Origin of the sequence: Streptomyces sp. NK08204 (assembly GCF_020400585.1) — a bacterium.
GTDB lineage: Bacteria > Actinomycetota > Actinomycetes > Streptomycetales > Streptomycetaceae > Streptomyces.
Genome location: NZ_JAINVF010000002.1, coordinates 466,007 through 490,749 on the forward strand (window position 1 = coordinate 466,007; position 24,743 = coordinate 490,749).

Here is a 24,743-nt window from a genome sequence, read left to right on the forward strand (position 1 = left end):
TGCGGGGGCAGGCATCAGGTTCGGGGAGGAGCGGCGGTGCTGGGGCGATCAGCTCGCCGGACAGATGGCGCTGGACATGCGGCCGAGGTCGACGTGCCGCCGACTCACCAAGGCAATTCCAGTTCCAGGCATGGCGGAAGCGTGGCACGGCGATCTGGACACAGTCCAGCTTCGTCCATCATGCGGACACCCTTGTCCCGAAACGTGGACAAGGGTGTCGTCGGTCACATGCCGTGCGTGACGGCTTGTCGTGGCAGATCAGGCCTGGTACGCACCGGGCCAGGGTCCCGGCGTCGCCACCTCGGGCTCCTGCTCGACCTTGGTGTCGAACAGCGTGAAGCCGCGGCGCAGGTAGTTGTCCATCGCGAACTCACCGTCCTTGCTGCACGTGTGCAGCCACACCCGCTTGGTCGGGGTCCGGCCCGGCCACCGCTCGGCCAGGTCCCAGGCCCGCCGGGTGCCGTACGACAGCAGGTGGCCGCCGATGCGGTGCCCGCGGAAGGCGGGGATCAGCCCGAAGTAGACGATTTCGACCACGCCTTCGTCCTGCGGCTCCAGTTCGACGTACCCGGCCGGGGTGCCCCGCTCGTAGGCCACCCAGGTCTCCACACCGGGCCGCTCCAGGTACTCCTGCCACTGCGCGTACGTCCAGCCCAGCCGGTCGGTCCAGCGGATGTCACCCCCGACCGAGGCGTACAGGAACCGGCTGAACTCGGGGGAGGGCACCTCGGCGCGGACGATCCGCACGTCGCCCTCGGGCGCGGCGGCGGGCAGGAGGTCGGCCGGGGACGTCTGCTCCAGGGACCAGGTGGTGACAGGGACGCTGCTCATGCCGGCCAGGGAACCATCCCGTCCGGCCATCTGTCGATCGCCCGCCTCAAGCCTCCGGCACCTTCGGGGTGGGTAGGGCCTTCCGGTGGGGCGGGTTCTTCACCTCACCGCGCCCCCTCTCTCGGCCGGCCCGTTCCGGTCGCTCCGGCGGGTGGTCCGGTCCGGCGGGCGGTCCGGTCACTCCGGCGGGCGGTCCGGTCACTCCGGCGGGCGGTCCGGTCCGGCGGGCCGTACGGCGAACAGCATGCGGTCGGACAGCGACCACAACTCGCCCGTCTGCGGCCAGTAGGACAGCGAGCCGGGCGAGCGTGCCCAGCAGCGGTGCGGGACGGACGAGCCGCAGCCTGCCGCCTCGGCGCCCCGCGTGTCCTGCCGCCACAGCGCGCCGCGCCCGTCCCGGGGACCGGGCACGTGTCCCACATACCAGGACGGACGGCCAGCCCCGGCCGGCCGGTACGGCAGCACGCCCCGGATCCCGGCCGTGCGGGTCCGGTACGCCTCCACCGCCTCGGCCCGCCCCGCGGCGTCGGTGGCGAGCAGTCCGCCGCGCGCCGGGTCCGTGCTGAACGCGTACCGCCACAGCCGGGCGCGCCGCTCGCCGCCGGGGGCGGTCCACTCGCCGGCGGCCAGCGAGGCGGGGGCCGTTGTGCGGTCCAGCGCGAGCGCACCGGGGCAGGGCGGACCGGAGGGCGCGCAGCGGCCGGCGGTGAAACGGTAGGAGCCGATCGCCGGCAGCACGTACCGGTAGCCGTCGGCGGACCAGCCGCCGGGCACGCGGCCGATCGCGGGCGCGTCCACGGTGGTGCGCTCGATGCGGTCGAGGTCGTAGACGTAGAGCGCCTCGGCGCTGCCGGCCGTGGTGGTGACCAGCAGCTTGTCCCGGTACCAGACCATGCCGGAGACAGCGGAGACCAGGCCCCGGTAGTTGCGGCCCCCGTCGACGGGCACCACCAGAAGGGCCCAGCGGTAGGTGGGACGGGCGGACTCGTCGGCGTCGACGAAGGCGACCCTGGCGAGGCCGCGCTCGGCGGCGGGCCCGGTGTCGGTGCGATGGGTCCAGCCGGTGAGGATCACCCGGTGGCCGTCCCGCACGCCGTCGTCCTCGGCGTCGCCGGAGGCGGTCACCGCCGCGGGCCGCCATGCGCCGGCCGTATCGGCGCGGTCCCAGCAGTAGGCGCGGGTGACGGCCGGGGCGAGGGGCAGGCTCGCGCGGTCACCGGGCGAGCAGTCGGCGGCCTCGCGCAGTGTGCGGTCGGCGCCGTTCAGCACCGCGTCGACGCCGACCGGCCGGCCCATCGCGGCGGAGAGCCGGTTCAGGGTGCGGGCGGGCGTCAGCCGCTCCTGGAGCCGTAGCGGTGCCGTCTCGGCCCGGGAGGTGAGCGGCGCCAGCGCGCCGGGGTTCTCGGTGACCGTGGCCTGCGAGGCGCTGATCAGCGTGGCGGCCGCGGTGAGCGCCAGCCCGGTCCCGGCCAGAACCGCGCGCAGGGCCGCACCGCGCCTGCGCCGGCGGTGTCTGCCGCGATGTCTCATGTCTCCTCCCGGACGGGCCAACTGCGCCTGGTGATCCCCGCGTTGACCGAGAAGCAGATGGGGAGGCCCGCAGGCGATGCTACGACAGTGAAGGGCCGCGACGGGCCAGGACCGGCACATACCGGCAGGGCGAGGCTCACCGGCGCGCGCTCCGCGCCCGCGCCACCGCCGGAGCCGTCGACCGGGGCAGCAGGTCACGGGGATCGTCGGGGAGTAGCACCGAGACGTCCGCGTCCTCGCAGAAACGATACGGCCGATGCCGTAGGAGAGCCCCCAGATAGCGGCGGATCCGTGAGATCTCGGCCCGTACGGTGACCGTGCGCGAAGGATCGCCGAACAGGTCCTCGGCGAGGCCCGCCGCGCTCCGGCCGGCCGGGTGCTCGCTCAGCAGATACAGCAACTCGGCGTGTCGGAGGCCCAGTTCACGCGACCAGGAGCCGGCCGATCCCGTCACCGTCAGCGAACAGCGGGCCGCCCGGCCCAGGTCGAGCACGATCCGGGTGGCGGCGGACGGCACCGGCTCCTCGGCAGCCCGCAGCAGCCAGCCGTCCGCCAGCGGCTCCACGGCACACGGACCGAGGGCGGGCAGCGACCGGCGGCCCGGAGCAAGCGACTTGGGCAGTGCGACGCGCCGCACGTACGGCATGCCCGTCACCGCCGCCGCCCAGCCGTCCCGGTCCACGGCCAGCGCCCGCCCGGACAGCCGTGCCAGCACCGGCGCAGCCACCGTGCGCAGCCGCTCCAGCGATTCCAGATGCAGTTCGCGCAGCCGGGCCTCGGCGAGCTTGGCCACCGAGTCCACCCAGGCGAGGGTCGCCGGGTGCATGGTCTCCAGCGGGCCGCTGACGTCGACCACACCGAGCAGGCTGCCGTTCCTCGGGTCGGTGATCGGGGCGCCCGTGCAGGTCCAGGAGGCGTGCGAGCGCACGAAGTGCTCCGCGGCGAACACCTGCACGGGCCGTCGCGCGACCGCGGCCGTGCCGACGCCGTTGGTGCCGACGACGTCCTCCCGCCAGTCGGCGCCGAGTTCGAGTCCGAAGCCGGTGGCCTTGCGGAGCACCTGCGGGGAGCCCTCCCGCCACAGCACGCGCCCGTCCGCGTCCGCGATGATCATGATGTGCTGGGTGACGTCCGCGACCGAAAGCAGACCCTCGCGCAGCACCGGCAGGACGTGCCGCAGCGGCGACTCCTCGCGTCTGCGCCGCACCTCCTCGGGGGAGAGCAGTTCCGAGCGGTAGTCGCCGTCGGGGTCGACCCCGCTGCGCAGCATCCGTACCCAGGACTGCTGGATCACCGGCCTGGGCGCCATGCGCGCACGCTGTCCGGCGAGTGTTGCCTCGCGTATCTCGCTCAGCAGCCGCGCCGCCTGCGCCGCGTCCACGGCGGCCAGCCGCGCCATGTCCATCGGCGGGTTCACCACGGGGGTCCTTTCGGGGGATGCGCCCAACAAACCTGTCAAGCCTCCCGGACGGCGGTTTCCGGTCCGGCTGTGCCTCACATACTGCCGCCACGGGCAGGCCGGACGCTCATACTCCGCACACCGTCACCCACAAGTTGCAACCCTCTGCAACCCTGGTGAATCGCTGAACCCTCGCCGAGACTTGACCCTGGCGCCGCCCGTGGGCGGCGTGCGCGGCCTTCAACGGGGCCGAAAGGCGGGGATGGTGCCGTGTCGGCGCAGCACCATCCCCGCCGGGGGACCGGCCGGGGCCGCCGCAGAGCCCGCAGGTCCGGCAGGGCCCCGCGCCCCTGGGGCGGCGCCGCGACTGTGGGGTGGCGCCGCGACCGTGGGGTGACACCGTTTGCCGGTGCCTCACAGCGCAGGGCGTGACCGCTCCACCACCGACTTCAGGTCCAGGCCCGTCGGCAGTGTGCCGAAGGAGGCACCGCGGTCGGCGCCCAGACGAGAGGCGCAGAAGGCGTCGGCGACCTCGGCGGGTGCGTGGCGCACGAGCAGGGATCCCTGGAGGACCAGGGCGAGGCGCTCCACCAGGCGGCGGGCCCGCATCTCGATGCCGTCCAGGTCGGCCAGTTCGGTGAACAGGTCCTTCACGGCGCGGTCCAGGCGGTGGTCGGCGCCGTGCGCGCGGCCGATCTCCGTGAGGCAGGCGTCCAGCGCGCCGGGCTCCCGCCGCAGCGCTCGCAGCACGTCGAGGGCCTGCACGTTCCCGGCGCCCTCCCAGATCGAGTTCAGCGGAGACTCGCGCACCAGCCGGGGCAGCCCCGACTCCTCGACGTAGCCGTTGCCGCCCAGGCACTCCGCGGCCTCGACCACCACCGGCGCGCACCGCTTGGTGATCCAGTACTTGGCGGCCGGGACCGCCAGCCGCAGGAAGGCGCGCTCCTGCTCGCCGCCGTCGTCGCAGGCCGCCGCGAGCCGCAGCGTGAGCGCGGTAGCCGCCTCGCACTCCAGCGCGAGGTCGGCGAGGACATTGCGCATCAGCGGCTTGTCGATCAGCTTCCCGCCGAACGCCTCCCGGTGCGCGCAGTGGTGGATCGCCTGGGTCACCGCCTGCCGCATCAGCCCCGCCGAGCCGAGTGCGCAGTCCAGGCGGGTCGCGGCGACCATCTCGATGATGGTGGGCACCCCGCGCCCCTCCTCGCCGACCCGGCGCGCCCAGGTGCCGTCGAACTCGACCTCGGCGGAGGCGTTGGACCGGTTGCCCAGCTTGTCCTTGAGGCGCTGGATCAGGAAGGCGTTGCGGCTGCCGTCGGCAAGGACGCGCGGCACCAGGAAGCAGGTCAGACCCGCCGGGGCCTGGGCCAGGACGAGGAAGGCGTCGGACATGGGCGCCGAGCAGAACCACTTGTGCCCGGTCAGCGTGTACGTCCCGGCCTCGGCCAGCGGACGGGCCTCGGTGGTGATCGCCCGTACGTCGCTGCCGGCCTGCTTCTCGGTCATGCCCATGCCGAAGAGGGCGCCGGACTTGCTGCCGGCGGGCCGCAGCTGCTGGTCGTAGATCGTGGACGTCAGCCGCGGCACCCACTCGGCGGCGAGCTCCGGGTCGGCGCGCAGCGCGGGCACGGCCGCGTGGGTCATCGACAGCGGGCAGCAGGTGCCCGCCTCCACCTGCGTCCAGAGCAGGAAGCCGGCCGCCCGGCGCACATGTCCGGCCGGCCGGACCCACGCACCGGTCAGCCCCGCCGAGACGCCCTTGCCGAGCAGCCGGTGCCAGGCCGGGTGGAACTCGACCTCGTCGATCCGGTGCCCGTACCGGTCGTGCGTACGCAGCCGGGGCGGATACTGGTTCGCCTGCGCCCCCCACTCCTGCACCTGTGCGGAACCCGAGGTGGTGCCCAGCGCGGACAGCTCCGCGCGCACCTCCTCCAGCACCGCGGGGTCGGTGTGGCGCTCGACCGCCTCCACCAGGGCCCGGTCGCTGCTGTACAGGTCGTATCCGGCCAGCGGGGGCGGCTGGTTCGTCACGTTATGGGTGGAGGTGCCTGTCATGACTGCGTACCTACCCGGGACGGCGCTGATGCTGGCCTCCAGAGTGGCACAGCTGTGCGCGTCGGATGCGCCGGACGCCCGCCACCTGCCCCGGGGGGTTTTGTCACCCTCCCCGGAAGGTGAGGACAGTCGGCCACGGCGGATACGGTTGGACTGTGCAGCCAGCAAGTGAAACCCCCGACACGCCGGCCGGTCGGCTCCATCGGGCCAGAGCCCTCTACCGGAACGTCTCCAAGCGCAGGACCGCCTGGCTGTTGCTCAAGGACACCGTCAATTCCTGCATGGAGTACCGCATCCTGGGCCTGGCGGCCGAGGCGGCGTTCTTCACGCTGCTGTCCGTGCCGCCGCTGCTGCTGAGCCTCATCGGCCTGCTCGGCTACGTCGACGACTGGACCGGCGCCGACACCATCCAGAGCCTGGAGGCCAACCTCCTCGACGCCTCCCGTACCGTGCTGTCCGAAAAGGGCGTCCGGGAGATCGCCCAGCCGATCCTGCACGACGTCATGAGGGGCGGCCGGCCCGACGTCATCTCCATCGGCTTCCTGTTCGCCCTGTGGTCGGGCTCCCGCGCGGTGAACGTCTTCGTCGACACCATCACCGTGATGTACGGGCTCGACGGCGTCCGGGGCATCGTCAGGACGCGGGTGATGTCGTTCCTGCTGTTCATCGTGGCCCTGCTGATCGGCTCGGTGGCGCTGCCGCTGATGGTGGCCGGGCCGGACGCGGTGGTACGCGTCGTGCCGTGGTCGGCGACGCTCGTCCAGGTCCTGTACTGGCCGGTCGTGATCGTCCTGTCGATCGCCTTCCTGACGACCCTCTACCACGTGTCGGTCCCCGTCCGCTCCCCCTGGATCGAGGACGTGCCGGGCGCCCTGGTCGCACTCGCCATGTGGGTCCTCGGCAGCTTCCTGCTCCGCATCTACCTCACCCACACCATCGAGGGCGCCACCATCTACGGCTCCCTGGCCGCCGCCGTCGCCGTGCTCCTCTGGATCGGCGTGTCGGCCTTCGCCGTGCTCGTCGGCGCGGCGGTGAACGCCGCCATCGACAGGGTCTGGCCCGCCGCTGCCACGGCCGCCGCCCGCGAGGCCAACGAGCGGCTGCGCCACGCCCAGGTCGCCGAGTACGTCGCCCGCGCCGCCGCGGCCCGCGAGGCCGACCCCGACGACCCCGACATGCCCTCCGAGTTCCCCGAACGCTGGTCCCGCTTCCTGCCCCCCGAGGACGTCACGGCCCGCCTGCGCGCCCACGCGAGGAGCACCCACCACGCCCACAAGGCCCACGGAGAGCCGGCCCACGGCGACGACAAGTGACAGCGCCACCGGCGGTACGTGACCGCACCACGCTGACGCCCTGACGGCACGGCACGGCACGGCCTGCCGCTTTTTCGTACGGGGCAACCTCTTCCCCGTGACACCCACCCCGCTGCGCCACCGCACCTCTTGCGTCGCGACGGCACACACCGAAACGACGCTGTCCGGCGGTGCCCGGCAACCCAGCACCGCCGAGGCCCGCAGGGACCCGTAGCCTGATCTACGTGTACGAGGAGCGGGCGGCCCGGCTGGACGGGGCGGTGGTCTGGCACCGGGCCCCGGAAGATCTCGCCGCCACCCGCCCGGTGCTGCCCGATGGCTGTATGGACCTGCTGTGGAGCGAGGGCCGACTGCTGGTGGCCGGTCCCGACACGCGTGCGTACGTCCCCGAGGGCCCGCCCCGCTTCTGGGCCGGCATCCGCTTCTTCCCCGGCACCGCGCCCGCCCTGCTCGGCGTACCGGCGCACGAGCTCCGGGACAGCCGGGTGGAGCTGGCCGACCTGTGGCCGGCCGCCCGGGTCCGCCGGCTGTGCGACCGTATCGAGGCGGCGCCCGACCCGGTGACGGCACTGGAGGACATCGCCCTGGAGCAGGCGGCGCTCTCCCCGGCCCCCGACCCGCTGCTGCGCCGGCTGGTCGAGTGCATGGAACAAGGCCGCCCGGTGTCCGCGACCGCCGCTGAGCTCGGCATCGGAGCCCGCCGGCTGCACCGCCGCTGCCTGACCGCGTTCGGCTACGGCCCGAAGACACTGGCCCGCATCCTTCGCCTGCGGCGGGCGCTGGACCTGGCGCGTTCCGGGGTGCCGTACGCCGAGACCGCGGTCCGTGCCGGATACGCCGACCAGCCCCACCTCTCCCGTGACGTGCGGGAGTTGGCAGGGCGGACGCTCGGCGAGCTACTCGGCCGGTAGCGGGGCGAACAGGTCGACGCCGTTGCCGTCGGGGTCGTGCACGGTGGCGTACCGCTGACCCCAGAAGGCGTCCCACGGCTTCAGCTCCCCGTGGTACCCGGCATCCACCAGCTCCTCGTACAGGGCGTCGACCTCGGCGGGTGACCCGCAGTGGAACGCGAGCGAGACCCGGCCCCCCTCCGCGGGCGCACGCCAGCCGGGGTGGAAGGACCGGATGGTCTCCTCGGTGTCCAGCGCGAGCACCAGTCCACCGGGCAACTCGGCCTCGACATGCGGCTGCTCCTCGGCCCCGGCGGGGAAGGCCAGCCCGAGGTGACGGTAGAAGGCGAGCGAGGCGGCCAGATCGGAGGCCACCACGCCGATCACGGCGAATCGTGCGGTCATGCCGTCACCGTAGACGGGGGAGGGCGGCCGGGTCTTGAAGGAATCGGACACTCCACCAGCAGGGTGCGGTCGTCGAGCCCGGTGCCGTGGTCAGGCCATGCGAGGAGGCGGGCGGCGTCGGGGGACCGCGTGGGTGTGGTCGCCGATGAGGTCCTCGGCGTCGTCAGCAGGCCGCCCGGGACACCGGATTGCCGACGAGCCCTGGCGGCGTGACCGGGGACAGTGCAGGCAGGGGCAGGGGCAGGGGCAGGGGCAGGGGCAGCGGCCGAGTCGGACGCAGGCGCAGCGACGGGTCCGTCACGCCGGGCCCCCGGTGTCGACGGGCAGCTCGGCCAGGCGCCATTCGAGCATGCCGTCGTCGAGGCGGATCGCGCGCCGGCCGCGCTCGGTCAGCAGCCGTACGGCGTCGCGAGCGAGGACGCAGTACTCGCCGCGGCAGTACACGACGATGTCCGTGTCCTCCGGCAGCTCCTCGATGCGGCCGGCCAGTTCGTCGACCGGGAGGGACAGGGCACCGGGGATGTGTCCGGCCAGGTACTCCTCCACCGGCCGCACGTCCAGCACCACCACGTCCCCCGCCGCCACGCGGGCGAGCAGTTCCTCACGGGTGACCTCGGGTGTGCCGTCGTCGCCGAGGTAGGCGTCCCGGGCGGCGGGCACGGCTGCCTGGTGACGCTCGGCGACCTTGCGCAGCAGGGCGAACAGCTGGGCCACGTCGTCACCGGCGAGCCGGTAGTGGATACGTACCCCGTCGCGGCGCGTCGCGACGAACCCGGCCTGCTTGAGCGTCTGCAGATGCGCCGACGCGGTCGTCAGGTTCAGCCCCGCCGCCTTCGCGAGGGCGTCGACGGGCCGCTCGCCCTGGGCGAGCAGGTCGAGCAGTTCCAGACGCCTGCCGCTGGCCAGCGCCTTGCCGCTGGCCGCGAAGGCGTCGTAGAGCTGGGCCTTCGAGCGGGTGGTGACGGTCTCCGGCACGACATCCTCCATAAATCCATGGAATAGCCTAGAGGAAATGGGGACGCGGTGGCCAGCCGGACGGCACCTCATCAGGCCTTGGCTCGCCCGAAAACCTCACCCTTGGGTTCGCCCGAAGGCCGCCCAGCCGAAGGTCACCTCACCGGAAGGCCGCTCACTCGAAGGTCACCGGCCCGTTCGGGGTGTCCACGGTGAAGGAGAGCGCGGACGGGCCCGGTGTGAGCGGGAGGTCGGTGCCGAGGGCCGACAGCGGCCCGCGGACCTCCTCCGGATCCGGAGCCGTCGCCGTCACCTGCAGCAGCGGGGTGACGGGCAGGCCAGAGGCGGCCGGGTGCCGGGACCCGCCCCAGTCGATGAGGAAAGGGACCAGGCCGCAAGGGTGCGCGGCGCCGCTGTCGGTGAGCCGCCAGCGCAGCAGGGTGCCGTCCGGGGTACGCCGGCTCATCGCGTGCACCGGACCGGGGTCGTAGCCCCGCGCGCGGGCGGCCCGGATCGCCGCGTCCAGGTCGGGCGGGCTGATCGCCCAGGTCACCGTGCGCGGCCCGGGCAGCCGGTCGACGTCGAAGGGCCGCAGCTCCGCCGGCTCCGGCTGCTCCGGGTCCGGGCCGATGATCTCCAGGTAGCTCCGGCCGCCCAGGCCCACCAGGTGGTTCCGCGTGCCGAGCCCGACGTGCACCCCGCCGGGTGCGGGTGTCACCCCGGTACGCCGGACGAAGTCCGCCACGGTCGCGTAGAGGTCGGGCGTGGCGAGGACGAGGTGGTCCAAGAGTGCGGGAACGGCCTTCATTGCGGGGGAGGTTACGGTCATCGGCCGCGCCCTTCAAGGGGGTCCGCAGCCCTCCGGTCTCCTTTGCGTCCAGGTGGGACGGTCCTGTGCGTGACGTTTCTGCGGTGAACCCGTTCCGCCGTCCGAGTGAGCAAAGCTGGCGTAGAGAGATGGTCATGTGCGTATCTAGAGATGCTCTTGTCTTGGCAAAGGGCGTCGAGACGTGGAGGCCTGGCCGCCCCGCGTCACCCACCCACAGGAGGAGCCGGACCTTGACTTACGGAAAGAAGCTGCGCGAGCAGATCGCAGGCCCCGGGACCACGCCACTGATCGGCGTGTATGACATGTACTCGGCATCGATCGCCGCCAAGCACTATGACGGCATGTTCGTCTCGGGCTTCGGCTTCGCGGCCTCGTACTACGGACTGCCGGACATCGGTTTCATCGCCTGGCCGGACATGGTGGCCTTCGTCCAGCGGCTGCGGGGCGCGTTCCCGCACCACCACCTGCTGGTCGACATCGACGACGGGTACGTCGACCCCGAGGTCGCCTGTCATGTCGTCGAGGGGCTCGAGCGCATCGGCGCCTCGGGGGTGATCCTGGAGGACCAGAAGCGGCCCCGCCGCTGCGGCCACGCCGACGGCAAGCAGGTGCTGCCGCTGGAGGAGTATCTGGAGAAGCTGGAGAAGGTGCTGGCCACCCGCCAGGACCTGGTCGTCGTCGCCCGTACGGACGCCACCGACGAGCACGACATCCTGCACCGGGCCGAGCGGCTGGCCGCGACCGATGCCGATGTGGTCCTGGTCGACGGCGTGCGCAGCGTCGAGTGGATCAAGCGGATCCGCGAGGTCGTCGGGGACAAGCCGCTGCTGTTCAACCAGATCGCCGGCGGCAAGTCGCCCCGGCTGTCCCTCGGTGAACTGTCCGAACTCGGCGTCGACGTCGCGATCTACAGCACTCCGTGCCTGTTCGCCGCCCACGAGGCGATGGACTCCGCGCTCGCCGGACTGAAGGCCGCGGACGGCCGCCTGCCCCAGGTGGACGCCACGACGGGGGTCGGCGTGAAGGCGTCCACCACTCTGCTGGAACGCAACATCGATCCCGAGCGGCGCGTCCCCGAGGGCGTGGGCGTATGACGGGTGCCGTGCCCCGGCTCGGGGCTGCCGCCGCGCTGGTGGCGGCGCTCCTCGGCGCTGGTGCAGGTGCTGGTGCCGCATCCGCGGTCGCGCACGACAGCCTCATCACCGTCATCGACAACTCGCAGGCCGACTCGATCCTGGAGGTCGACCGAACCGCAAACCTCCAGACCGGCCGCGGCACGGCCGGAAGCGACCACGACGGCAGCGCCGTGGAAGTGGTGAAGGCCCTGGCGGGCGCCGCCGACGGAGACGAGGAGGAATGACGACGGCCAAGGTCTGACGGCCGACACCTGGAACAGCCAAGGACCCGGGACGGCCGAGGAACGAGAACGGCAGGACGGCATGCGGCCGGGCACCCCCGTGCGGGGGGATGCCCGGCCGCTGCTCGTTCCGGTGCGCGCGGAGGGGCCGGACAGCCGTGCCGAGCGCGCTGACCAGGGCGACCGCAGCCACGCCAAGCGTCGCAGCGGTGCGTGCGGCGACGTTCAGGCCGGGACGCATCCCCGGCAAACGATCTCGAGCGGCCGACGGCCGTCCGTCCGAAGCACGGACACCGTCACGCCCCGGGCTGCGGCAGTCGGACACCTCACCTGCCCGGGCGAGTACGGCGGCCGGCGCCGCCGTGCGCCGTCCTGGGACGCGACCGCGGGCGGCACCGGCACCCGTGCCTCACATCGTGTACGCGGCGCCGGCCGAGCGGGGCCTTCGGGTGCTGGACGGCATCAGCGTGGTCCGCTTCGACGACCCGCCGCAGGATACGGCGGCCATGTCCCCCGAACGGCTCAGTGAGGGTTCCGTGCACCGGAATACATCCGCGCGCTGTGATGCTCTGGAGTGAACGGTGCACGAGCACGGCAGCGAACCGTGCGGGGCACGGCGAAGGGCTGGTGGGCGATGACGGCAGACCGGACGGGCCCCGTGGTCACAACGCCCCACGGGGCCGTACGCGGCAGGTACGAGCAGGGCATCGCGGTGTTCCGGGGCATCCCGTACGCCGCCCCGCCCTTCGGTCCCCGGCGGTTCCGGCCGCCCGAGCCCCCCGAACCCTGGGACGGAGTGCGCGACGCCGTCGCCTTCGGGCCGACCGCGCCGAAGCCGCCGTACTCCGAGGCGTTCGCCCAGTACCTCTCCGACCCGGTCATCCCCGGCGACGACTGCCTCAACCTGAACGTCTGGACCCCCGAACCGGGCCCCGCCGCCCGGCTCCCCGTCCTGGTCTGGCTGCACGGCGGCGCCCTGACCAGAGGCTCCTCCGCCGTGCCCGTCTACGAGGGCAGGACCTTCGCCCGCGACGGCGTCGTCTTCGTCTCGGTCAACTACCGCCTCGGAATCGAAGGCTACGGCCTGTTCCCGGACGCACCCCCGAACCCTGGCCTCCGCGACCAGCTCGCCGCCCTGCGCTGGGTGCACGAGAGCATCAGTGCCTTCGGCGGCGACCCGGACCGGATCACCCTGGCCGGACAGTCGGCCGGCGCCATCAGCACCGGCGCCCTGCTCGCCGCACCCCAGACCCAGGGCCTGATCCGCCGCGCGGTGCTGCAGAGCGGCTCACCGGACGCATCCGAACGCGACAGGGTACGGCGCATGGTGCGCCGCATGGCGACCCGGCTCAAGATCCCCGCCACCGCCGCGGCCTTCGCGGACGTCACCCCCGACCTGCTGCTGCGCGCCCAGGCCGAGGCCGGCCGGCTCAGCAGCCCGGTGCTCGGCGGCCCCGCCTTCGGCATCGTCGTGGACGGCGACGTCGTACCCCGCAACCCGCTCGACGCCCTCCTCGAGGGCGAGGCCGCCCGGGGCGTCGACCTGCTCATGGGCTGGACCCGGGACGAGTACCGGCTGTGGCTGGTCCCCGGCGGGCTGCTGGAGCACGTCGACCGGCTCGGCCCCGTGGCCGTCGCCGGTGCCATGGCCCGCTGCCACGTCGGCCACGAGGTACCACGCGGCTACCGCGCCCTGCACCCCGACGCGGGCGCCGCCGAGGTCGTCGGCCAGATGGTCACCGACCACCTGCTGCGGGTCCCCCTCCACCGCCTCGCCGACGCCCGCCCCGGCACCTCGTACCTCTACGAGTTCGCCTGGCCGTCCGGCCTGCCCGGCCTCGGTGCCTGCCACGCCCTGGAGCTGGGCTTCGTCTTCGACACCCGCGGGGTTCCGGAATCGGTGAAACTCGCCGGTGAGGGTGCCCCGCTGGAGCTGTGCGACGCGATGCACCAGGCCTGGGTGCGGTTCGTCTCGACCGGTGACCCCGGCTGGCCGGCCTGGGATCCCTCCCATCCGGTGCGGGTGTTCGGCGACGGTGCGGCGCCTGTCGCCCACGGTCCGAGGGACCGGGAAGTCGCCCTGTGGTCGACCGCAGCCACCGTCCCCGTTCAGGCGTCACCGGCCTCCGAGCCGCGCGCCCCCGGCGCGGAAATCGCCGCAGCGATGCGCCGGCTGCGGCGCTCGGTGGAAACCCGGGCCCTGCGGCGCTGAGCCGCCTCGCGGCCGGCGCTCAGCGCGCCGTCAGCGTCTGCGCGAGAGCGCTGATCGCCTCCGGCCCGACCCGGCAGCAACCGCCGATCAGCCGCCCGCCGGCGTCCCGCCACGCCTTGACCTGCTCGGCGCCGAACGAGGTGCGCCCGGTCCAGGTGCGCGCCCGCGCGTCCCAGGACTCGCCGCTGTTGGGGTAGACGACGACCGGCTTGCCCGTCACCCGTGCCGCCGTCTCGACCGCGTACTCCGCATCGCGCGGGGCGCAGCAGTTCACGCCGACCGCGATCACCTCGTCCACGCCGGCGGCGAGTGCGAAGGCCTCCTCCAGGGGCTGTCCCGCGCGGGTGTTCCGACCGTCGACGGTGTACGAAAGCCAGGCGGGCACCCCCAGCCCGGACACCGCACGCAGCAGCGCGACGGCCTCGTCCGCGTCCGGGACCGTCTCCAGGGCCAGGGCGTCCGGCGCGGCGGCGGCCAGCAGCTCGATCCGCGGCCGGTGGAACCGCTCCAGCTCGGCCACGCTCAGCCCGTAGCGCCCCCGGTACTCCGAGCCGTCGGCGAGCATCGCTCCGTACGGACCGACCGACGCCGCCACCCACAGTGGCCGTTCGACACCCGCGGCGTGGGCCCGCCGGCCCGCCTCACGGGCGAGTTCCACACTCAGCGCCATCAGCCGCGCCGCCTCCGCGTGACCGGTGCCGCGCCGGGCGAAGCCCTCGAAGGTGGCCTGGTAGCTGGCGGTGATCGCCACGTCCGCACCCGCCACGAAATAGGCGAGGTGCGCCTCGGTGACCGCCTCGGGCTGCTCGGCGAGCAGCCGCGCCGACCACAGCGCGTCGCTCAGATCGTGCCCGGCCGACTCCAGCTGGTTGGACATGCCGCCGTCGAGCACGACCGTCCCGTTGGCGAGGGCCTCGGCGAGGCCGGGGAAGGGATTGCTGGTCATGCCACGACGCTAGTCGAAGCGGGAGGCGAACGGGCCCGTGCCCGCCCGCCCGTTCCTGAGCGCCCGCCGTTCCTCGTCAGGCGAGCGGGTGGATCGAGTCGATCGCGGTGCCCGCGGCGGGATCACCGGTCGTCCCCGAACCGCTCACCACCTCCATCTTCAGTCCATCTTCAGTCCATCTTCAGCGGTCGCCCCGCACGCGGTCGGTCATGATTCTTCCCCGCCCCGGTTCCGCCGCTCCGTGGGCCAGTGTTCGAGGGCGAGGTGGAGTGCCTCGACGGCCTTGTCCCAGGAGGCCTGGACGTCCCGGGCCGCGCCGAAGCCGCCCGCGGACTCCAGGGCGCAGTAGCCGTGGAAGGTGCTGCGCAACAGCCGTACGGCGTCCGTCAGGTCGGGCTCGGCCAGGCCGTAGGCACGCAGCATGCCGTACGTGATCTCGGCGGTGCGGTGCAGCGCGGGGGCCCTGGCCACCACGTCCTGGTCGATGCGGATCTGGGTGGCCGCGTACCGGCCCGGGTGCTCCAGGGCGTAGGCCCGGTAGGCGCCGGCGTACGCGGCCAGCGCGTCCTTGCCGGCGCGGCCGGCCACGGCCGCCGCGATGCGCTCGATCAGCTCCGCGCCCGCGTACAACGCGAGCCGGGTGCGCAGGTCCTGGAGGCCGCGCACGTGCGAGTACAGGCTCGCGTCCTTCACGCCGAAGTGGCGGGCCAGCGCGGACAGGGTGACGTTCTCGAAGCCCGCCTCGTCCGCGAGTTCTGCGGCGGCTGCGACGACGCGGTCGGCGGTCAGACCGGCTCGGGCCATGAGTCACTTCCTTGGATGCCTAGCAAGAGACCTAGGGTATCCAGGACCCCAAAGCGAGGCAGGCGCCAGGGACCGGTGCGACTGGCGGGTGGACGGAGGAGAGCCCGGGAGCAGAGTTTTGCATACCGCGGGTGAGGCGCGGGTCCGGAAACCGGGGGATGCGACGCCGAGGCCGCCGTAAGGTGGCGTCACAGGGGAGGGGGACACGTGAGCAAGGGGACGGGCAGGACGGACGGGGCGGGGGACGGGACAGGGCCCGGTGACGAGGCACGGCTCGCCGACGGGGCCTGCGGGGGCTCCGGGGCCTCCGGCTCTTCCGGGCCCTCGGATTCCTTACGACCCCTTTGGCGGCAGCGGGACTTCGGCGTCTTCTGGGCCGCGCAGACCCTCTCCGTCCTCGGTGACTCCTTCTCCCTGATCGCCCTGCCCCTGCTCGTCCTCGACGTCACCGGGTCCGTGGCCAGCATGGGCCGGCTCACCGCCGCCGGCGCGGCCGCATCCGTCCTCGCCGCCGTCTTCGCCGGAGCCGTCGTCGACCGCGTGGACCGGCGCCGGCTCCTCATCACCTGCGACCTGGTCCGCATGGCCCTGTACGGTCTGGTCCCGCTCGTGTGGGTTTTCGGCCCGCGCGTGTGGCTGCTGTACACGGTCCTGCCCGTGTGCGAGGCCGTCGGCATGTTCTTCGCCGTCGGCTATGTCACCGTCGTCCGGGGCCTGGTCGACACCGGCCGGCTCACCGAGGCCAACGGCCGGCTGAACGCCACCGCCGCCGCGGCCGGCGTCCTCGGTCCGCTGTGCGCGGGCCTGGTCGCCGCCTGGACCGGGCCGGTCACCGCCGTCGCCGTCGACGCCGCGAGCTTCGCCGTCTCGGCCGCCTGCCTCACCTTCGTACGACTGCGCCCCCGCGCCGCCGACGACGGGCAGCCGCCCAAGGACACCACCCTGTGGCAGGACCTGCGCACCGGCGTGGCCTTCCTCTACAGGCACCCGGTCCTGCGCTCCCTCAACCTGCTCCTCTTCCTCTTCAGCTTCCTCACCCTGGGCCTGAACGACCTCGTCATTTACCACCTCAAGCACGACCTGGGCCATGACGACGGCACCGTCGGCACCGTCCTGGCCGTCGGCGCCGTCGGCACCATCGCCGGGTCGCTGCTCGTCGCCCGCGTCCGACGCCGGCTCGGCTTCGGCCCCACATGGATCGGCGCGACGGCGGTCTGCGGCCTGGCCTTCGCCGGCCTCGGCCGGGTACGCGAACTGCCCGCGCTCGGTTTGCTCAGCGCCGCCTTTCTGGGATGCGTCGCCATCGCGGGCACCTGCTCCATGTCACTGCGCCAGGAGATCACCCCCGAGCCCCTCCTCGGTCGGGTGACCTCTGCCTACTGGACCATCCAGTACTCCGCCGCCCCCGCCGGTGCCGCCCTCCTCACCTGGGCCGCCGAAGCCCACGGCACCACACCGGCGGCCCTGGCCGCGGGCACCGGCTGTGTCCTCGTCGCGGCGGTCGCCCTCCTCACCCCGGTCCGCGCCGCGGGCCGCTCCTGACCTCGACTCACGCCCGGTACGCCGCTGTCCGCCGTGTCCACCGCAGGACGCGACCGCGGCCGGCCGGTTGAACCCGGCCGGCCGCGGGGGCCGTCAGGACCGTGTCGGCCGACGGATCTACAGGGCGGCGGTCGGTGCGGTCGGGGCCGTCGCCGAGAAGACGAAGGAGAACTCCGCCGGCTCGGCCGACAGGTGGTAGCGGGGCAGCGGGCCGGGCCCGCACGACTGGGAGCCGATACCGTGCTGGCCGTGGTCGAGGTTGACCCACACCGTGTCGCCGGGAGTGAGATCGGTGCGGTGCGCTGCCGCGTCCAGCTGCTCGGTGGTCCAGCGGCGGGCGGTGAGGAAGAACAGCGGGTCGCCCTCGATGCGCAGGCCGCCGATCTCCGCCCAGCGGACGTCGATGCGGGCACCGTTCTCCTGTGGGCGGACGTACGGCGTCTGCAGTTCCTCCACCGTCGACTGCCAACAGCCGACCGCGGACGCCATCCTCGTGTCGGGATACGCCTCGCCGGGACCGCCGCCGAACCATCGCACGCGGTCGGCTGCCGGCCGCGCAGCGTCGGCTGACGGCAGCCCGAGGCGGATGCCGAGCCGGGGTAGCGGCACCGTCCAGTGGCCTTCCGGTGCCACGGACACGGTCAGCTGCAGACGATCTCCGTCCGACGTCCAGCGGTAGACCGCCGACAGGCCCAGCTCCCGGCCGGCCGGCGCCACCCGGGTGCGTACCGTCAGCGCGTCCGCGCCCGCCTCGACCCCGTCCAGGCGGTGCCGCATGCGGTGCAGGCCGAGCTTGCGCCACAGCAGGCCGTAGCGGATGCCGGACTGCCAGGCGGCGCCGTCGTCGTTGTCGGTGGTGGCCCGCCACACGTCCAGGCGCAGGCCGGTGACGTCCACGCCGCCGATCGTGCGCAGCGCGCCGGTGCGGGCGTCGAAGGCGGCCGGGCCGAGGGTGATCACCCCGGCGCGGGCCACCGGCGCGGCGGTCGCAGGCACGCCCGGCGCGCGGCGGGCGGACACCGCGAACTGGCCCCAGGCGACGATGTGGCCCTTCGGTGCCCACGGGGTGTCGGCGGCGAGCAGGGCCCGTACCGTGCCGTGCATCTCCCCGGCCGAGGCGGCGGGCGGCGGCTCGGGCAGCTCGACCTCGGCCGACTCGCCGGGGGCGAGAGGGGGCACCGGCAGCGCGCCGGAAGCCACCGTCTCCCCGTCGACCTCGTACGACCAGGTGAACGCGAGCGCCGACAGGTCCGCGAAGTCGTACCTGTTGGTGATGCGGACCGTGCCGCCCGCGCCGTCGCCGTCGATCGCGACCGGTTCGATCACCTTCTTGTACTCGACGAGGCCGGGGGAGGGCCGGCGGTCGGGGAAGAGCAGGCCGTCGCAGACGAAGTTGCCGTCGTGCAGCTCCTCGCCGAAGTCGCCGCCGTACGCGTAGCCGTACCGCTCGTCCTTGATGCCGTGGTCGATCCACTCCCAGACGAACCCGCCCTGCAGCCGGTCGTAGGACTCGAACAGCCTTTGGTAGTCGACGAGTCCGCCGGGGCCGTTGCCCATGGCGTGGCCGTACTCGCACAGGACGAAGGGGAGCCGGCGGCGCTTGCGGGGGCCGCCGTCCAGGCCGCGGCCGATCCGCTCGACCTCGGCGTGGTCGGCGTACATCCGTGAATACATGTCCGTGTCACGGCAGTTGGCGTCGCCCTCGTAGTGGAGGAGCCGGGAGGGGTCCCGGCCGCGGATCCACTCGGCCATGGCGGTCAGGCCCCGGCCGGTGCCGGCCTCGTTGCCGAGGGACCAGATCACCACCGAAGGGTGGTTCTTGTCCCGCTCCACCATGCGGGCGGCGCGGTCGAGGAGGGCCGGGGTCCAGCGGTCGTCGTCCACCGGGTTGTCCCGCCAGGCGCGTTCGGTGAAGCCGTGGGTCTCCAGGTCGCACTCGTCGATCACCCACAGGCCCAGCTCGTCGCACAGGTCGAGGAAGGCCGGGTGCGGAGGGTAGTGGGAGGTGCGGACGGCGTTGACGTTGTGCCGTTTCATCAGCAGCACGTCCTCGCGCATGGTCGCCAGGTCCAGCGCGCGGCCCTTCTCCGGGTGCCACTCGTGCCGGTTGACGCCCTTGAACAGGACCGGCCTGCCATTGACCCTGATCAGTCCGTCGGCGAGTTCCACCGTGCGGAAGCCGATGCGCAGCGGCACCCGCTCGCCCGCGGTGGCCAGCACACCGTCGTACAGCCGTGGCGTCTCCGCCGACCACGGCCGGACCGGCACGGTCAGCGGCTCTCCGGTGGCGATGTCGATGCCGAGCTCCGGTACGGTCACGCGGCCGGGCACGTCCGAGTCGACGCGCAGCGTGCCGGTGCCGGTGGTGTGGTCGTAGGAGGCGTGCACGAAGTGGTCCAGGACGCCGTCCGCCGGCCGGTGCAGCAGGGTCACGTCACGGAAGATGCCCGGCAGCCACCACTGGTCCTGGTCCTCGAGGTACGAGCCCGCCGACCACTGGTGGACGCGGACCGCCAGTACGTTGTCCGCGGTCTTCAGCAGATGGCCGACCGCGAACTCGTGCGGAAGCCGGGACCCTTTGAACTCGCCGAGTTCCGTGCCGTTCAACCAGACCCGCGCGCAGGACTCCACCCCGTCGAAGCGCAGCACCGCGCCGCCCTCGGCGGGCCAGTCCGCGGGCAGGCCGAAGACGCGCAGGTGGTCGCCGGTCGGGTTCTCGGTCGGCACGCGCGGCGGGTCGACGGGGAAGGGGTAGAGATGGTTGGTGTAGACGGGGGATCCGAAACGGCCGCCGCCGTGGAGGACCCAGTGGCCGGGGACCGGGATCTCCGCCCAGCCGCCGGCGTCGTACCCCTCCGCCGCGAAGGAGTCGTCCTCGGCGTCGGCCGTCGGCGACAGCCGGAAACGCCATGTGCCGTTCAGGGAAAGGGACGTGGCGTCCGATGACGCGTACCGGGCGCGGGGCGGGAGGGCCCCGGATCCCGGCGAGACGTCCTCGACGTAAGTGGTCACGGTGTGGGTGCGAAAGGACATCGGTCTCCTAGCTCAGCCCTTTTTCCAGCCGTTGATGAGCGCGATCGTGGCGATCGCCGTGCGGAAGTTCCGCGAGTCGGGCAGACGACACGTCAGTACGCGCCCCGGTATCCGAGCCCGTCCCCACGTGCGGCCTCCTCCAGTTCCTTCGGGAACCCGAGGAAGTACTGCCGGAACAGCAAGCCGGTGAAACCGCCGAAGAGCTTCGGACGATGAGGCTCCCGCCGTGCCGCCGACGGTGAGGGGACGATGTCTGCGGGAAGGACATGGGGTGAGGCGGGGCGAGGGCCGCCGGGGCAGGGTGAGGGCGAGGACCCGACGCTTCTTCGGATTTCGTTGCAATGAGCTACTGAAACACCTGGTTCGGTAAATACATGGCCATGCTTGTGCGCTTTCAGTACCTTTCCGTGCATGACCTCAGATGCCCTCGCCACCCGGCTTCCCGAGACCGACCGCACCCGCCACCGCCGCCTTCGCGAGCAGGGCAGCCTCGAGCGGGCTGATCTGGAGGCGGTTCTCGACGCCGGGTTCGTCTGTCACCTGGGCGTGGTGATCGACGGGCGGCCGGTGGTCGTGCCCACCGTGTACGGGCGGGACGAGCGGTGGCTCTATGTGCACGGGTCCGTGGCCAGCCGCAGTCTCGCCGGTGACGTGCCGGTCTGTGTGACCGTCACGCACGTCGACGGACTCGTGCTCGCCCGGTCCGTTTTCGAGCACGGGGTGAACTACCGCAGCGCCATGATCCACGGTGACGCCCGCAAGGTCACCGACCCCGAGGAGAAGCTGGAGGGGCTGCGCCGGCTCACCGAGCACTCGGCGCCGGGGCAGTGGTCGTACGTCCGCCGGCCGAACCGCAAGGAACTCGCCGCCACCACCCTCCTCGCCCTCTCCCTGGAGGAGGCCTCCGTCAAGATCCGCACCGGCGCCCCCGACGACGGCGACGGACCCGACGCGGCCCTCGGCCTGTGGGCCGGAGTGCTGCCCCTCACCACCGCCTGGGGGACACCCGTGCCCGACCCGGCACTGCCGCCGGAGACGGCCGTGCCGGCACACATCGCGCGCCGTGCGGGGACCCGGCACGGCTGACCGGGAGGCGGGGGCATACGGTGAGAGCCGTACGCCTGAGCCGGGAGGAGATTTTACGGATGGGCAGTCGTACCGCGCTGGTCGAGGATCTGATGGAGCGCTTTCCGCATGTGCCGCGGGAAGCCGTCTTCAAGGAGGACCTGCTCCGGGGTGGCGTCGCCTTCGACCAGTCCGCCCTCAGCGACAACGAGGACGGGGACGTCAAGCCGAAGTCCTACTTCATCTTCTCCTTCGACCACGGCACCCTGCCCGAGCTGGGCGAGGCCGCGCTGCGCCGGCCACCGGAGGAGATCATCCTCACGGGCGGACCGTACGACCTGCGCCGTACCGTCGTCTCCGTGCGGGTGAACCCGGCCTCGCCGTACCGGGTCGCCGCCGACGCCGAGGGGCTGCTCGGCCTGTACCTGGACGGGAAGCGGATCGCCGACGTCGGTGTGCCGCCGATGCCCGAGTACTACCGGCACACCCTTTCCAACGGCAAGTCAGTCATGGAGGTCGCCCCCACCATCCAGTGGGGCTACCTGATCTACCTGACCGTCTTCCGGGTCTGCCAGTACTTCGGCGCCAAGGAGGAGTGCCAGTACTGCGACATCAACCACAACTGGCGCCAGCACAAGGCGGCCGGCCGGCCGTACACAGGGGTCAAGGACGTCGACGAGGTCCTTGAAGCACTGGAGATCATCGACCGGTACGACACCCAGAAGTCGTCCACCGCCTACACCCTCACCGGCGGCGCCATCACCAAGACCGTCGGCGGGCGCGACGAGGCCGACTTCTACGGCCGTTACGCCAAGGCCATCGAGGAGCGCTTCCCGGGCCGCTGGATCGGCAAGGTCGTCGCGCAGGCGCTGCCCAAGGCGGACGTGCAGCGGTTCAAGGACTACGGCATCCAGATCTACCACCCCAACTTCGAGGTGTGGGACCGCCGGCTGTTCGAGCTGTACTGCCCCGGCAAGGAGCGCTACGTCGGCCGGGACGAGTGGCACCGCCGCATCCTGGACTCGGCCGACGTCTTCGGCGCGCGCAACGTCATCCCCAACTTCGTGGCGGGCGTGGAGATGGCCGAGCCGTTCGGCTTCACCACCGTGGACGAGGCCATCGCGTCCACCACCGAGGGCCTTCGTTTCTTCATGTCGCACGGCATCACGCCCCGCTTCACCACCTGGTGCCCGGAGCCCACGACCCCGCTGGGCAAGGCCAACCCGCAGGGCGCGCCGCTGGAGTACCACATCCGGCTGCTGGAGGCCTACCGCGCCACCATGGACGACTTCGGTCTGTCCTCCCCGCCCGGCTACGGCCCGCCCGGGCCCGGCCGTGCGGTCTTCTCCGTCAGCTCCTTCATGGACAGCCTCCCGGCGCGCGAGCCCGCGCAGGCGGAGGAGACGGCACAGGCGTGAGGCGACCTGGGCGGGCGGCTCCCCAGTGAGCTGAGCTCGTTCGCGGACACGGCAGTCCCAGGCCCGACCTGCCGACCGCCCAGGGCGCCGCCGAGGCCGCGCCGTTCTCGCTCGGGATCGGCAGCCCACCGACTCTGCGACGCCCGGCTGCGCGACGCCCGCCGGGCCGCAGGGCTGCCGACGGTCCCGGCCCTCGTCACCGCCGTACGCAGCGCGGCCGTCGGCTGGGAGCCGACGGCCGCGGCCACCGGCTCGACCCCGGCCACCCCGTCGCGCTGCGGGGACTGCGGGACATGCAGGAGGAGACCTACGCCTCGCCGCTGTGGCCGCCGAGGTGGAGACGCTGCCCGTCCGCCGCGGCCCGCCCGCTCGGCCGGACCCGGCCGGCGTCGTGGCCGCACTCGACCAGGCCGGCGCCCTGTTCCAGGACCGCCGCCGGCCCGCCCACCGCGACAGCCCGACCGACTCCGGGTGCCGCAGCCACGCCCGGCTGCCGGACGCCGTCAGCGGCACGCCCGCCACCGCGCCCGACGACCTCTCCCGGCACCTCGCCACCTGCCCGCGGTGCGTAGAGGCCACCACCTGCCTGCGTCCGTACGGCGGCGCCCTGCCCGCGGCCCCGGCCGAGGAAGTGATCGGCAGAGAAGGCCTCGCCCACCCGGGACACCGCCGCCGTGCCGCCGAGGTCCGCCCCGGCACCGGCCGCCCCGGCACCGCCGCCCCTCCCACCGCCCACCCACAGCTCAACGGCTCGCCCGGCGCGGCGGACTGAGCGAATACGGCGCCGCAAGAAAAATGCTTTGACGCCACGCCGCGCCCCCGGGCTACAGTGGGCCCGCGCGTCGAGGTGACGTGCGTGAGCGCGAGCAGGAACGAGGAGGTGTCGACCGAATGGCTGTCACTGAGCTGGGCGCTGCCCTCATCCAGGAACTCCTCAAGTCCACCTCCGTGGCCACCGGCTGACGAACCGGCGCCTGCGCGCCCGCCCGGGGCCACCCTTGTGAAGGGTCTCCCTTGACTTCCACCTCCGCTGCTTTCTCCGCGCTGGCTCCCTACGGCTGGGACGCGGACTGGGCCGACGCATTCACCCCCTACGCGAGCGAAGGGCTGCTGCCCGGGCGGGTGATCCGGGTCGACCGCGGCCAGTGCGACGTCGTCACCTCGGGCGGAGTCGTCCGCGCCGACACCGCCTTCGTCACCCCGCACGACCCGATGCGAGTCGTGTGCACCGGCGACTGGGTCGCCCTCGAACCCGGCGGCAACCCCCGCTATGTGCGCGCGTATCTGCCGCGCCGCACCGCCTTCGTGCGCTCCACCTCGTCCAAGCGGTCCGAGGCGCAGATCCTCGCCGCCAACGTCGACCACGCCGTCGTCGCCGTCTCCCTCGCCGTCGAACTCGACCTCGGCCGCGTCGAACGCTTCCTCGCCCTCGCCTGGGAGTCCGGCGCACAGCCCGTGGTCGTCCTCACCAAGGCCGACCTCGTACCGGACCCGGTGACCCTCGCCCACCTCGTCCAGGACGTCGAGACGGCCGCGCCCGGCGCGCCCGTGGTCACGGTCAGCGCCCTGCACGGCGACGGACTCGACGTGCTCGGCGCGCTCGTCGGCTCCGGTACGACCGTGCTGCTCGGGCAGTCCGGCGCCGGCAAGTCCACGCTCGCCAACGCCCTCGTGGGCGAGGACGTCATGGACGTGCAGGCCGCCCGCGACGTCGACGGCAAGGGGCGGCACACCACCACCACCCGCAACCTCCTGGCCCTGCCCGGCGGGGGAGTGCTCATCGACACACCCGGCCTGCGGGGCGTCGGCCTCTTCGACGCCGAGGGCGGAGTCGGGCAGACGTTCGCCGAGATCCAGGAACTGGCCGGGCGGTGCCGGTTCCACGACTGCGCCCACGAGACCGAGCCGGGCTGCGCGGTGCGCTCCGCCGTGGACAGCGGCGAACTTCCGGTACGACGGCTGGAGAGCTACCGCAAGCTGATGCGGGAGAACCAGTGGATCGTGGCCAAGACCGACGCGAGGGTCCGTGCGGAGCTTCGGCGGAACTGGAAGCAGAAGGGAGCCGAAGGCCGGGTGGCGATGGAGATCAAGCGCGGGCGCCGCTCGTAGCCGGCCCGTGCCGCAGCGGGTGTCCGCAGTGGGTGTCCGGGGCCTGCCGTCCCC

The 24,743-nt window shown here is 73.0% G+C and carries 21 protein-coding genes and 1 pseudogene; 10 read left to right on the plus strand and 12 right to left on the minus strand.

Features of this window, described 5'->3' with window-relative positions:
- Nucleotides 1-48 precede the first annotated feature (48 nt).
- The 5 genes from K7G59_RS35250 to K7G59_RS05170 form a co-directional block, all read right to left on the minus strand.
- Nucleotides 49-132, minus strand: a complete 84-nt coding sequence (locus K7G59_RS35250; RefSeq protein ID WP_310739661.1) for a putative leader peptide — start codon at nucleotides 130-132, stop codon at nucleotides 49-51.
- A 126-nt stretch (nucleotides 133-258) separates the two neighbouring features.
- A complete protein-coding gene (locus tag K7G59_RS05155; RefSeq protein WP_225830624.1) occupies nucleotides 259-831 on the minus strand; it encodes a GNAT family N-acetyltransferase in 573 nt (190 codons plus the stop codon).
- 198 nt (nucleotides 832-1,029) lie between these two features.
- Nucleotides 1,030-2,361, minus strand: coding sequence for a hypothetical protein (locus tag K7G59_RS05160; protein ID WP_225830625.1), 1,332 nt, complete (start codon nucleotides 2,359-2,361; stop codon nucleotides 1,030-1,032).
- Nucleotides 2,362-2,497: 136 nt separating this feature from the next.
- Nucleotides 2,498-3,781: a GAF domain-containing protein gene (locus K7G59_RS05165; RefSeq protein ID WP_225830626.1), complete on the minus strand. Its 1,284-nt coding sequence runs from the start codon at nucleotides 3,779-3,781 to the stop codon at nucleotides 2,498-2,500.
- Nucleotides 3,782-4,174: 393 nt separating this feature from the next.
- Nucleotides 4,175-5,812, minus strand: coding sequence for an acyl-CoA dehydrogenase family protein (locus K7G59_RS05170; protein ID WP_225830627.1), 1,638 nt, complete (start codon nucleotides 5,810-5,812; stop codon nucleotides 4,175-4,177).
- 155 nt (nucleotides 5,813-5,967) lie between these two features.
- Here K7G59_RS05170 and K7G59_RS05175 point away from each other — a divergent pair, with 155 nt between their 5' ends.
- Together K7G59_RS05175 and K7G59_RS05180 are read left to right on the plus strand one after the other, a co-directional pair.
- Nucleotides 5,968-7,125 carry a YihY/virulence factor BrkB family protein gene (locus K7G59_RS05175; protein WP_225830628.1) on the plus strand — a complete coding sequence of 386 codons (1,158 nt, stop codon included), beginning with the start codon at nucleotides 5,968-5,970 and terminating at the stop codon, nucleotides 7,123-7,125.
- A gap of 224 nt (nucleotides 7,126-7,349) precedes the next feature.
- The gene (locus K7G59_RS05180; protein ID WP_225830629.1) at nucleotides 7,350-8,036 is read left to right on the plus strand and encodes a helix-turn-helix domain-containing protein; all 687 of its coding nucleotides are present in this window, start codon (nucleotides 7,350-7,352) and stop codon (nucleotides 8,034-8,036) included.
- Here K7G59_RS05180 and K7G59_RS05185 read toward each other — a convergent pair.
- From K7G59_RS05185 to K7G59_RS05195, 3 genes are all read right to left on the minus strand, one after another.
- On the minus strand, nucleotides 8,022-8,420 hold the full coding sequence (locus K7G59_RS05185; protein ID WP_225830630.1) for a VOC family protein: 399 nt from the start codon (nucleotides 8,418-8,420) through the stop codon (nucleotides 8,022-8,024). The genes K7G59_RS05180 and K7G59_RS05185 overlap by 15 nt on opposite strands.
- A 297-nt stretch (nucleotides 8,421-8,717) precedes the next feature.
- A complete protein-coding gene (locus tag K7G59_RS05190; protein ID WP_225830631.1) occupies nucleotides 8,718-9,407 on the minus strand; it encodes a metalloregulator ArsR/SmtB family transcription factor in 690 nt (229 codons plus the stop codon).
- A 142-nt stretch (nucleotides 9,408-9,549) separates the two neighbouring features.
- A complete protein-coding gene (locus K7G59_RS05195; protein ID WP_225830632.1) occupies nucleotides 9,550-10,182 on the minus strand; it encodes a VOC family protein in 633 nt (210 codons plus the stop codon).
- Nucleotides 10,183-10,433: 251 nt separating this feature from the next.
- Between K7G59_RS05195 and K7G59_RS05200 the strand changes: the two genes are divergently transcribed.
- From K7G59_RS05200 to K7G59_RS05210, 3 genes are all read left to right on the plus strand, one after another.
- Complete coding sequence (locus K7G59_RS05200; protein ID WP_225830633.1) at nucleotides 10,434-11,297, plus strand: oxaloacetate decarboxylase; 864 nt, start codon at nucleotides 10,434-10,436, stop codon at nucleotides 11,295-11,297.
- A complete protein-coding gene (locus K7G59_RS05205; RefSeq protein WP_225830634.1) occupies nucleotides 11,294-11,563 on the plus strand; it encodes a hypothetical protein in 270 nt (89 codons plus the stop codon). The genes K7G59_RS05200 and K7G59_RS05205 overlap by 4 nt, the downstream gene beginning before the upstream one ends.
- A 631-nt stretch (nucleotides 11,564-12,194) precedes the next feature.
- A complete protein-coding gene (locus tag K7G59_RS05210) occupies nucleotides 12,195-13,772 on the plus strand; it encodes a carboxylesterase/lipase family protein (protein ID WP_225830635.1) in 1,578 nt (525 codons plus the stop codon).
- A gap of 19 nt (nucleotides 13,773-13,791) precedes the next feature.
- Here K7G59_RS05210 and mmuM read toward each other — a convergent pair whose 3' ends face one another.
- Both mmuM and K7G59_RS05220 read right to left on the minus strand, forming a co-directional pair.
- Entirely contained in the window at nucleotides 13,792-14,718 is a 927-nt protein-coding gene (gene mmuM, locus K7G59_RS05215; RefSeq protein ID WP_225830636.1) for a homocysteine S-methyltransferase, read from the minus strand.
- 207 nt (nucleotides 14,719-14,925) lie between these two features.
- Nucleotides 14,926-15,522: a TetR/AcrR family transcriptional regulator gene (locus K7G59_RS05220; protein ID WP_225830637.1), complete on the minus strand. Its 597-nt coding sequence runs from the start codon at nucleotides 15,520-15,522 to the stop codon at nucleotides 14,926-14,928.
- 207 nt (nucleotides 15,523-15,729) lie between these two features.
- Between K7G59_RS05220 and K7G59_RS05225 the strand changes: the two genes are divergently transcribed.
- Nucleotides 15,730-17,064, plus strand: a complete 1,335-nt coding sequence (locus K7G59_RS05225; RefSeq protein ID WP_225830638.1) for an MFS transporter — start codon at nucleotides 15,730-15,732, stop codon at nucleotides 17,062-17,064.
- Nucleotides 17,065-17,181: 117 nt separating this feature from the next.
- Here K7G59_RS05225 and K7G59_RS05230 read toward each other — a convergent pair whose 3' ends face one another.
- Both K7G59_RS05230 and K7G59_RS05235 read right to left on the minus strand, forming a co-directional pair.
- On the minus strand, nucleotides 17,182-20,097 hold the full coding sequence (locus tag K7G59_RS05230; protein ID WP_225830639.1) for a glycoside hydrolase family 2 TIM barrel-domain containing protein: 2,916 nt from the start codon (nucleotides 20,095-20,097) through the stop codon (nucleotides 17,182-17,184).
- A 24-nt stretch (nucleotides 20,098-20,121) separates the two neighbouring features.
- A pseudogene (locus tag K7G59_RS05235) lies at nucleotides 20,122-20,306 on the minus strand (carbohydrate ABC transporter permease); the annotation flags it as partial.
- Between the two features lie 202 nt (nucleotides 20,307-20,508).
- Here K7G59_RS05235 and K7G59_RS05240 point away from each other — a divergent pair.
- From K7G59_RS05240 to rsgA, 4 genes are all read left to right on the plus strand, one after another.
- Complete coding sequence (locus K7G59_RS05240; RefSeq protein ID WP_225830640.1) at nucleotides 20,509-21,183, plus strand: pyridoxamine 5'-phosphate oxidase family protein; 675 nt, start codon at nucleotides 20,509-20,511, stop codon at nucleotides 21,181-21,183.
- Between the two features lie 59 nt (nucleotides 21,184-21,242).
- Entirely contained in the window at nucleotides 21,243-22,580 is a 1,338-nt protein-coding gene (locus K7G59_RS05245; RefSeq protein ID WP_225830641.1) for a radical SAM protein, read from the plus strand.
- 322 nt (nucleotides 22,581-22,902) lie between these two features.
- A complete protein-coding gene (locus K7G59_RS05250; protein WP_225830642.1) occupies nucleotides 22,903-23,352 on the plus strand; it encodes a hypothetical protein in 450 nt (149 codons plus the stop codon).
- Nucleotides 23,353-23,594: 242 nt separating this feature from the next.
- Nucleotides 23,595-24,689: a ribosome small subunit-dependent GTPase A gene (gene rsgA, locus K7G59_RS05255; protein ID WP_225830643.1), complete on the plus strand. Its 1,095-nt coding sequence runs from the start codon at nucleotides 23,595-23,597 to the stop codon at nucleotides 24,687-24,689.
- Nucleotides 24,690-24,743 lie beyond the last annotated feature (54 nt).

What these genes read in the sequence shown, in the direction of transcription:
- K7G59_RS35250 (WP_310739661.1), bottom strand. Translation starts at nt 132, where the DNA reads ATGCCTGGAACTGGAATTGCCTTGGTGAGTCGGCGGCACGTCGACCTC.
- K7G59_RS05155 (WP_225830624.1), bottom strand. Translation starts at nt 831, where the DNA reads ATGAGCAGCGTCCCTGTCACCACCTGGTCCCTGGAGCAGACGTCCCCG.
- K7G59_RS05160 (WP_225830625.1), bottom strand. Translation starts at nt 2,361, where the DNA reads ATGAGACATCGCGGCAGACACCGCCGGCGCAGGCGCGGTGCGGCCCTG.
- K7G59_RS05170 (WP_225830627.1), bottom strand. Translation starts at nt 5,812, where the DNA reads ATGACAGGCACCTCCACCCATAACGTGACGAACCAGCCGCCCCCGCTG.
- K7G59_RS05185 (WP_225830630.1), bottom strand. Translation starts at nt 8,420, where the DNA reads ATGACCGCACGATTCGCCGTGATCGGCGTGGTGGCCTCCGATCTGGCC.
- K7G59_RS05190 (WP_225830631.1), bottom strand. Translation starts at nt 9,407, where the DNA reads ATGGAGGATGTCGTGCCGGAGACCGTCACCACCCGCTCGAAGGCCCAG.
- K7G59_RS05195 (WP_225830632.1), bottom strand. Translation starts at nt 10,182, where the DNA reads ATGAAGGCCGTTCCCGCACTCTTGGACCACCTCGTCCTCGCCACGCCC.
- K7G59_RS05205 (WP_225830634.1), top strand. Translation starts at nt 11,294, where the DNA reads ATGACGGGTGCCGTGCCCCGGCTCGGGGCTGCCGCCGCGCTGGTGGCG.
- K7G59_RS05210 (WP_225830635.1), top strand. Translation starts at nt 12,195, where the DNA reads ATGACGGCAGACCGGACGGGCCCCGTGGTCACAACGCCCCACGGGGCC.
- mmuM (WP_225830636.1), bottom strand. Translation starts at nt 14,718, where the DNA reads ATGACCAGCAATCCCTTCCCCGGCCTCGCCGAGGCCCTCGCCAACGGG.
- K7G59_RS05220 (WP_225830637.1), bottom strand. Translation starts at nt 15,522, where the DNA reads ATGGCCCGAGCCGGTCTGACCGCCGACCGCGTCGTCGCAGCCGCCGCA.
- K7G59_RS05230 (WP_225830639.1), bottom strand. Translation starts at nt 20,097, where the DNA reads ATGTCCTTTCGCACCCACACCGTGACCACTTACGTCGAGGACGTCTCG.
- K7G59_RS05240 (WP_225830640.1), top strand. Translation starts at nt 20,509, where the DNA reads ATGACCTCAGATGCCCTCGCCACCCGGCTTCCCGAGACCGACCGCACC.
- K7G59_RS05245 (WP_225830641.1), top strand. Translation starts at nt 21,243, where the DNA reads ATGGGCAGTCGTACCGCGCTGGTCGAGGATCTGATGGAGCGCTTTCCG.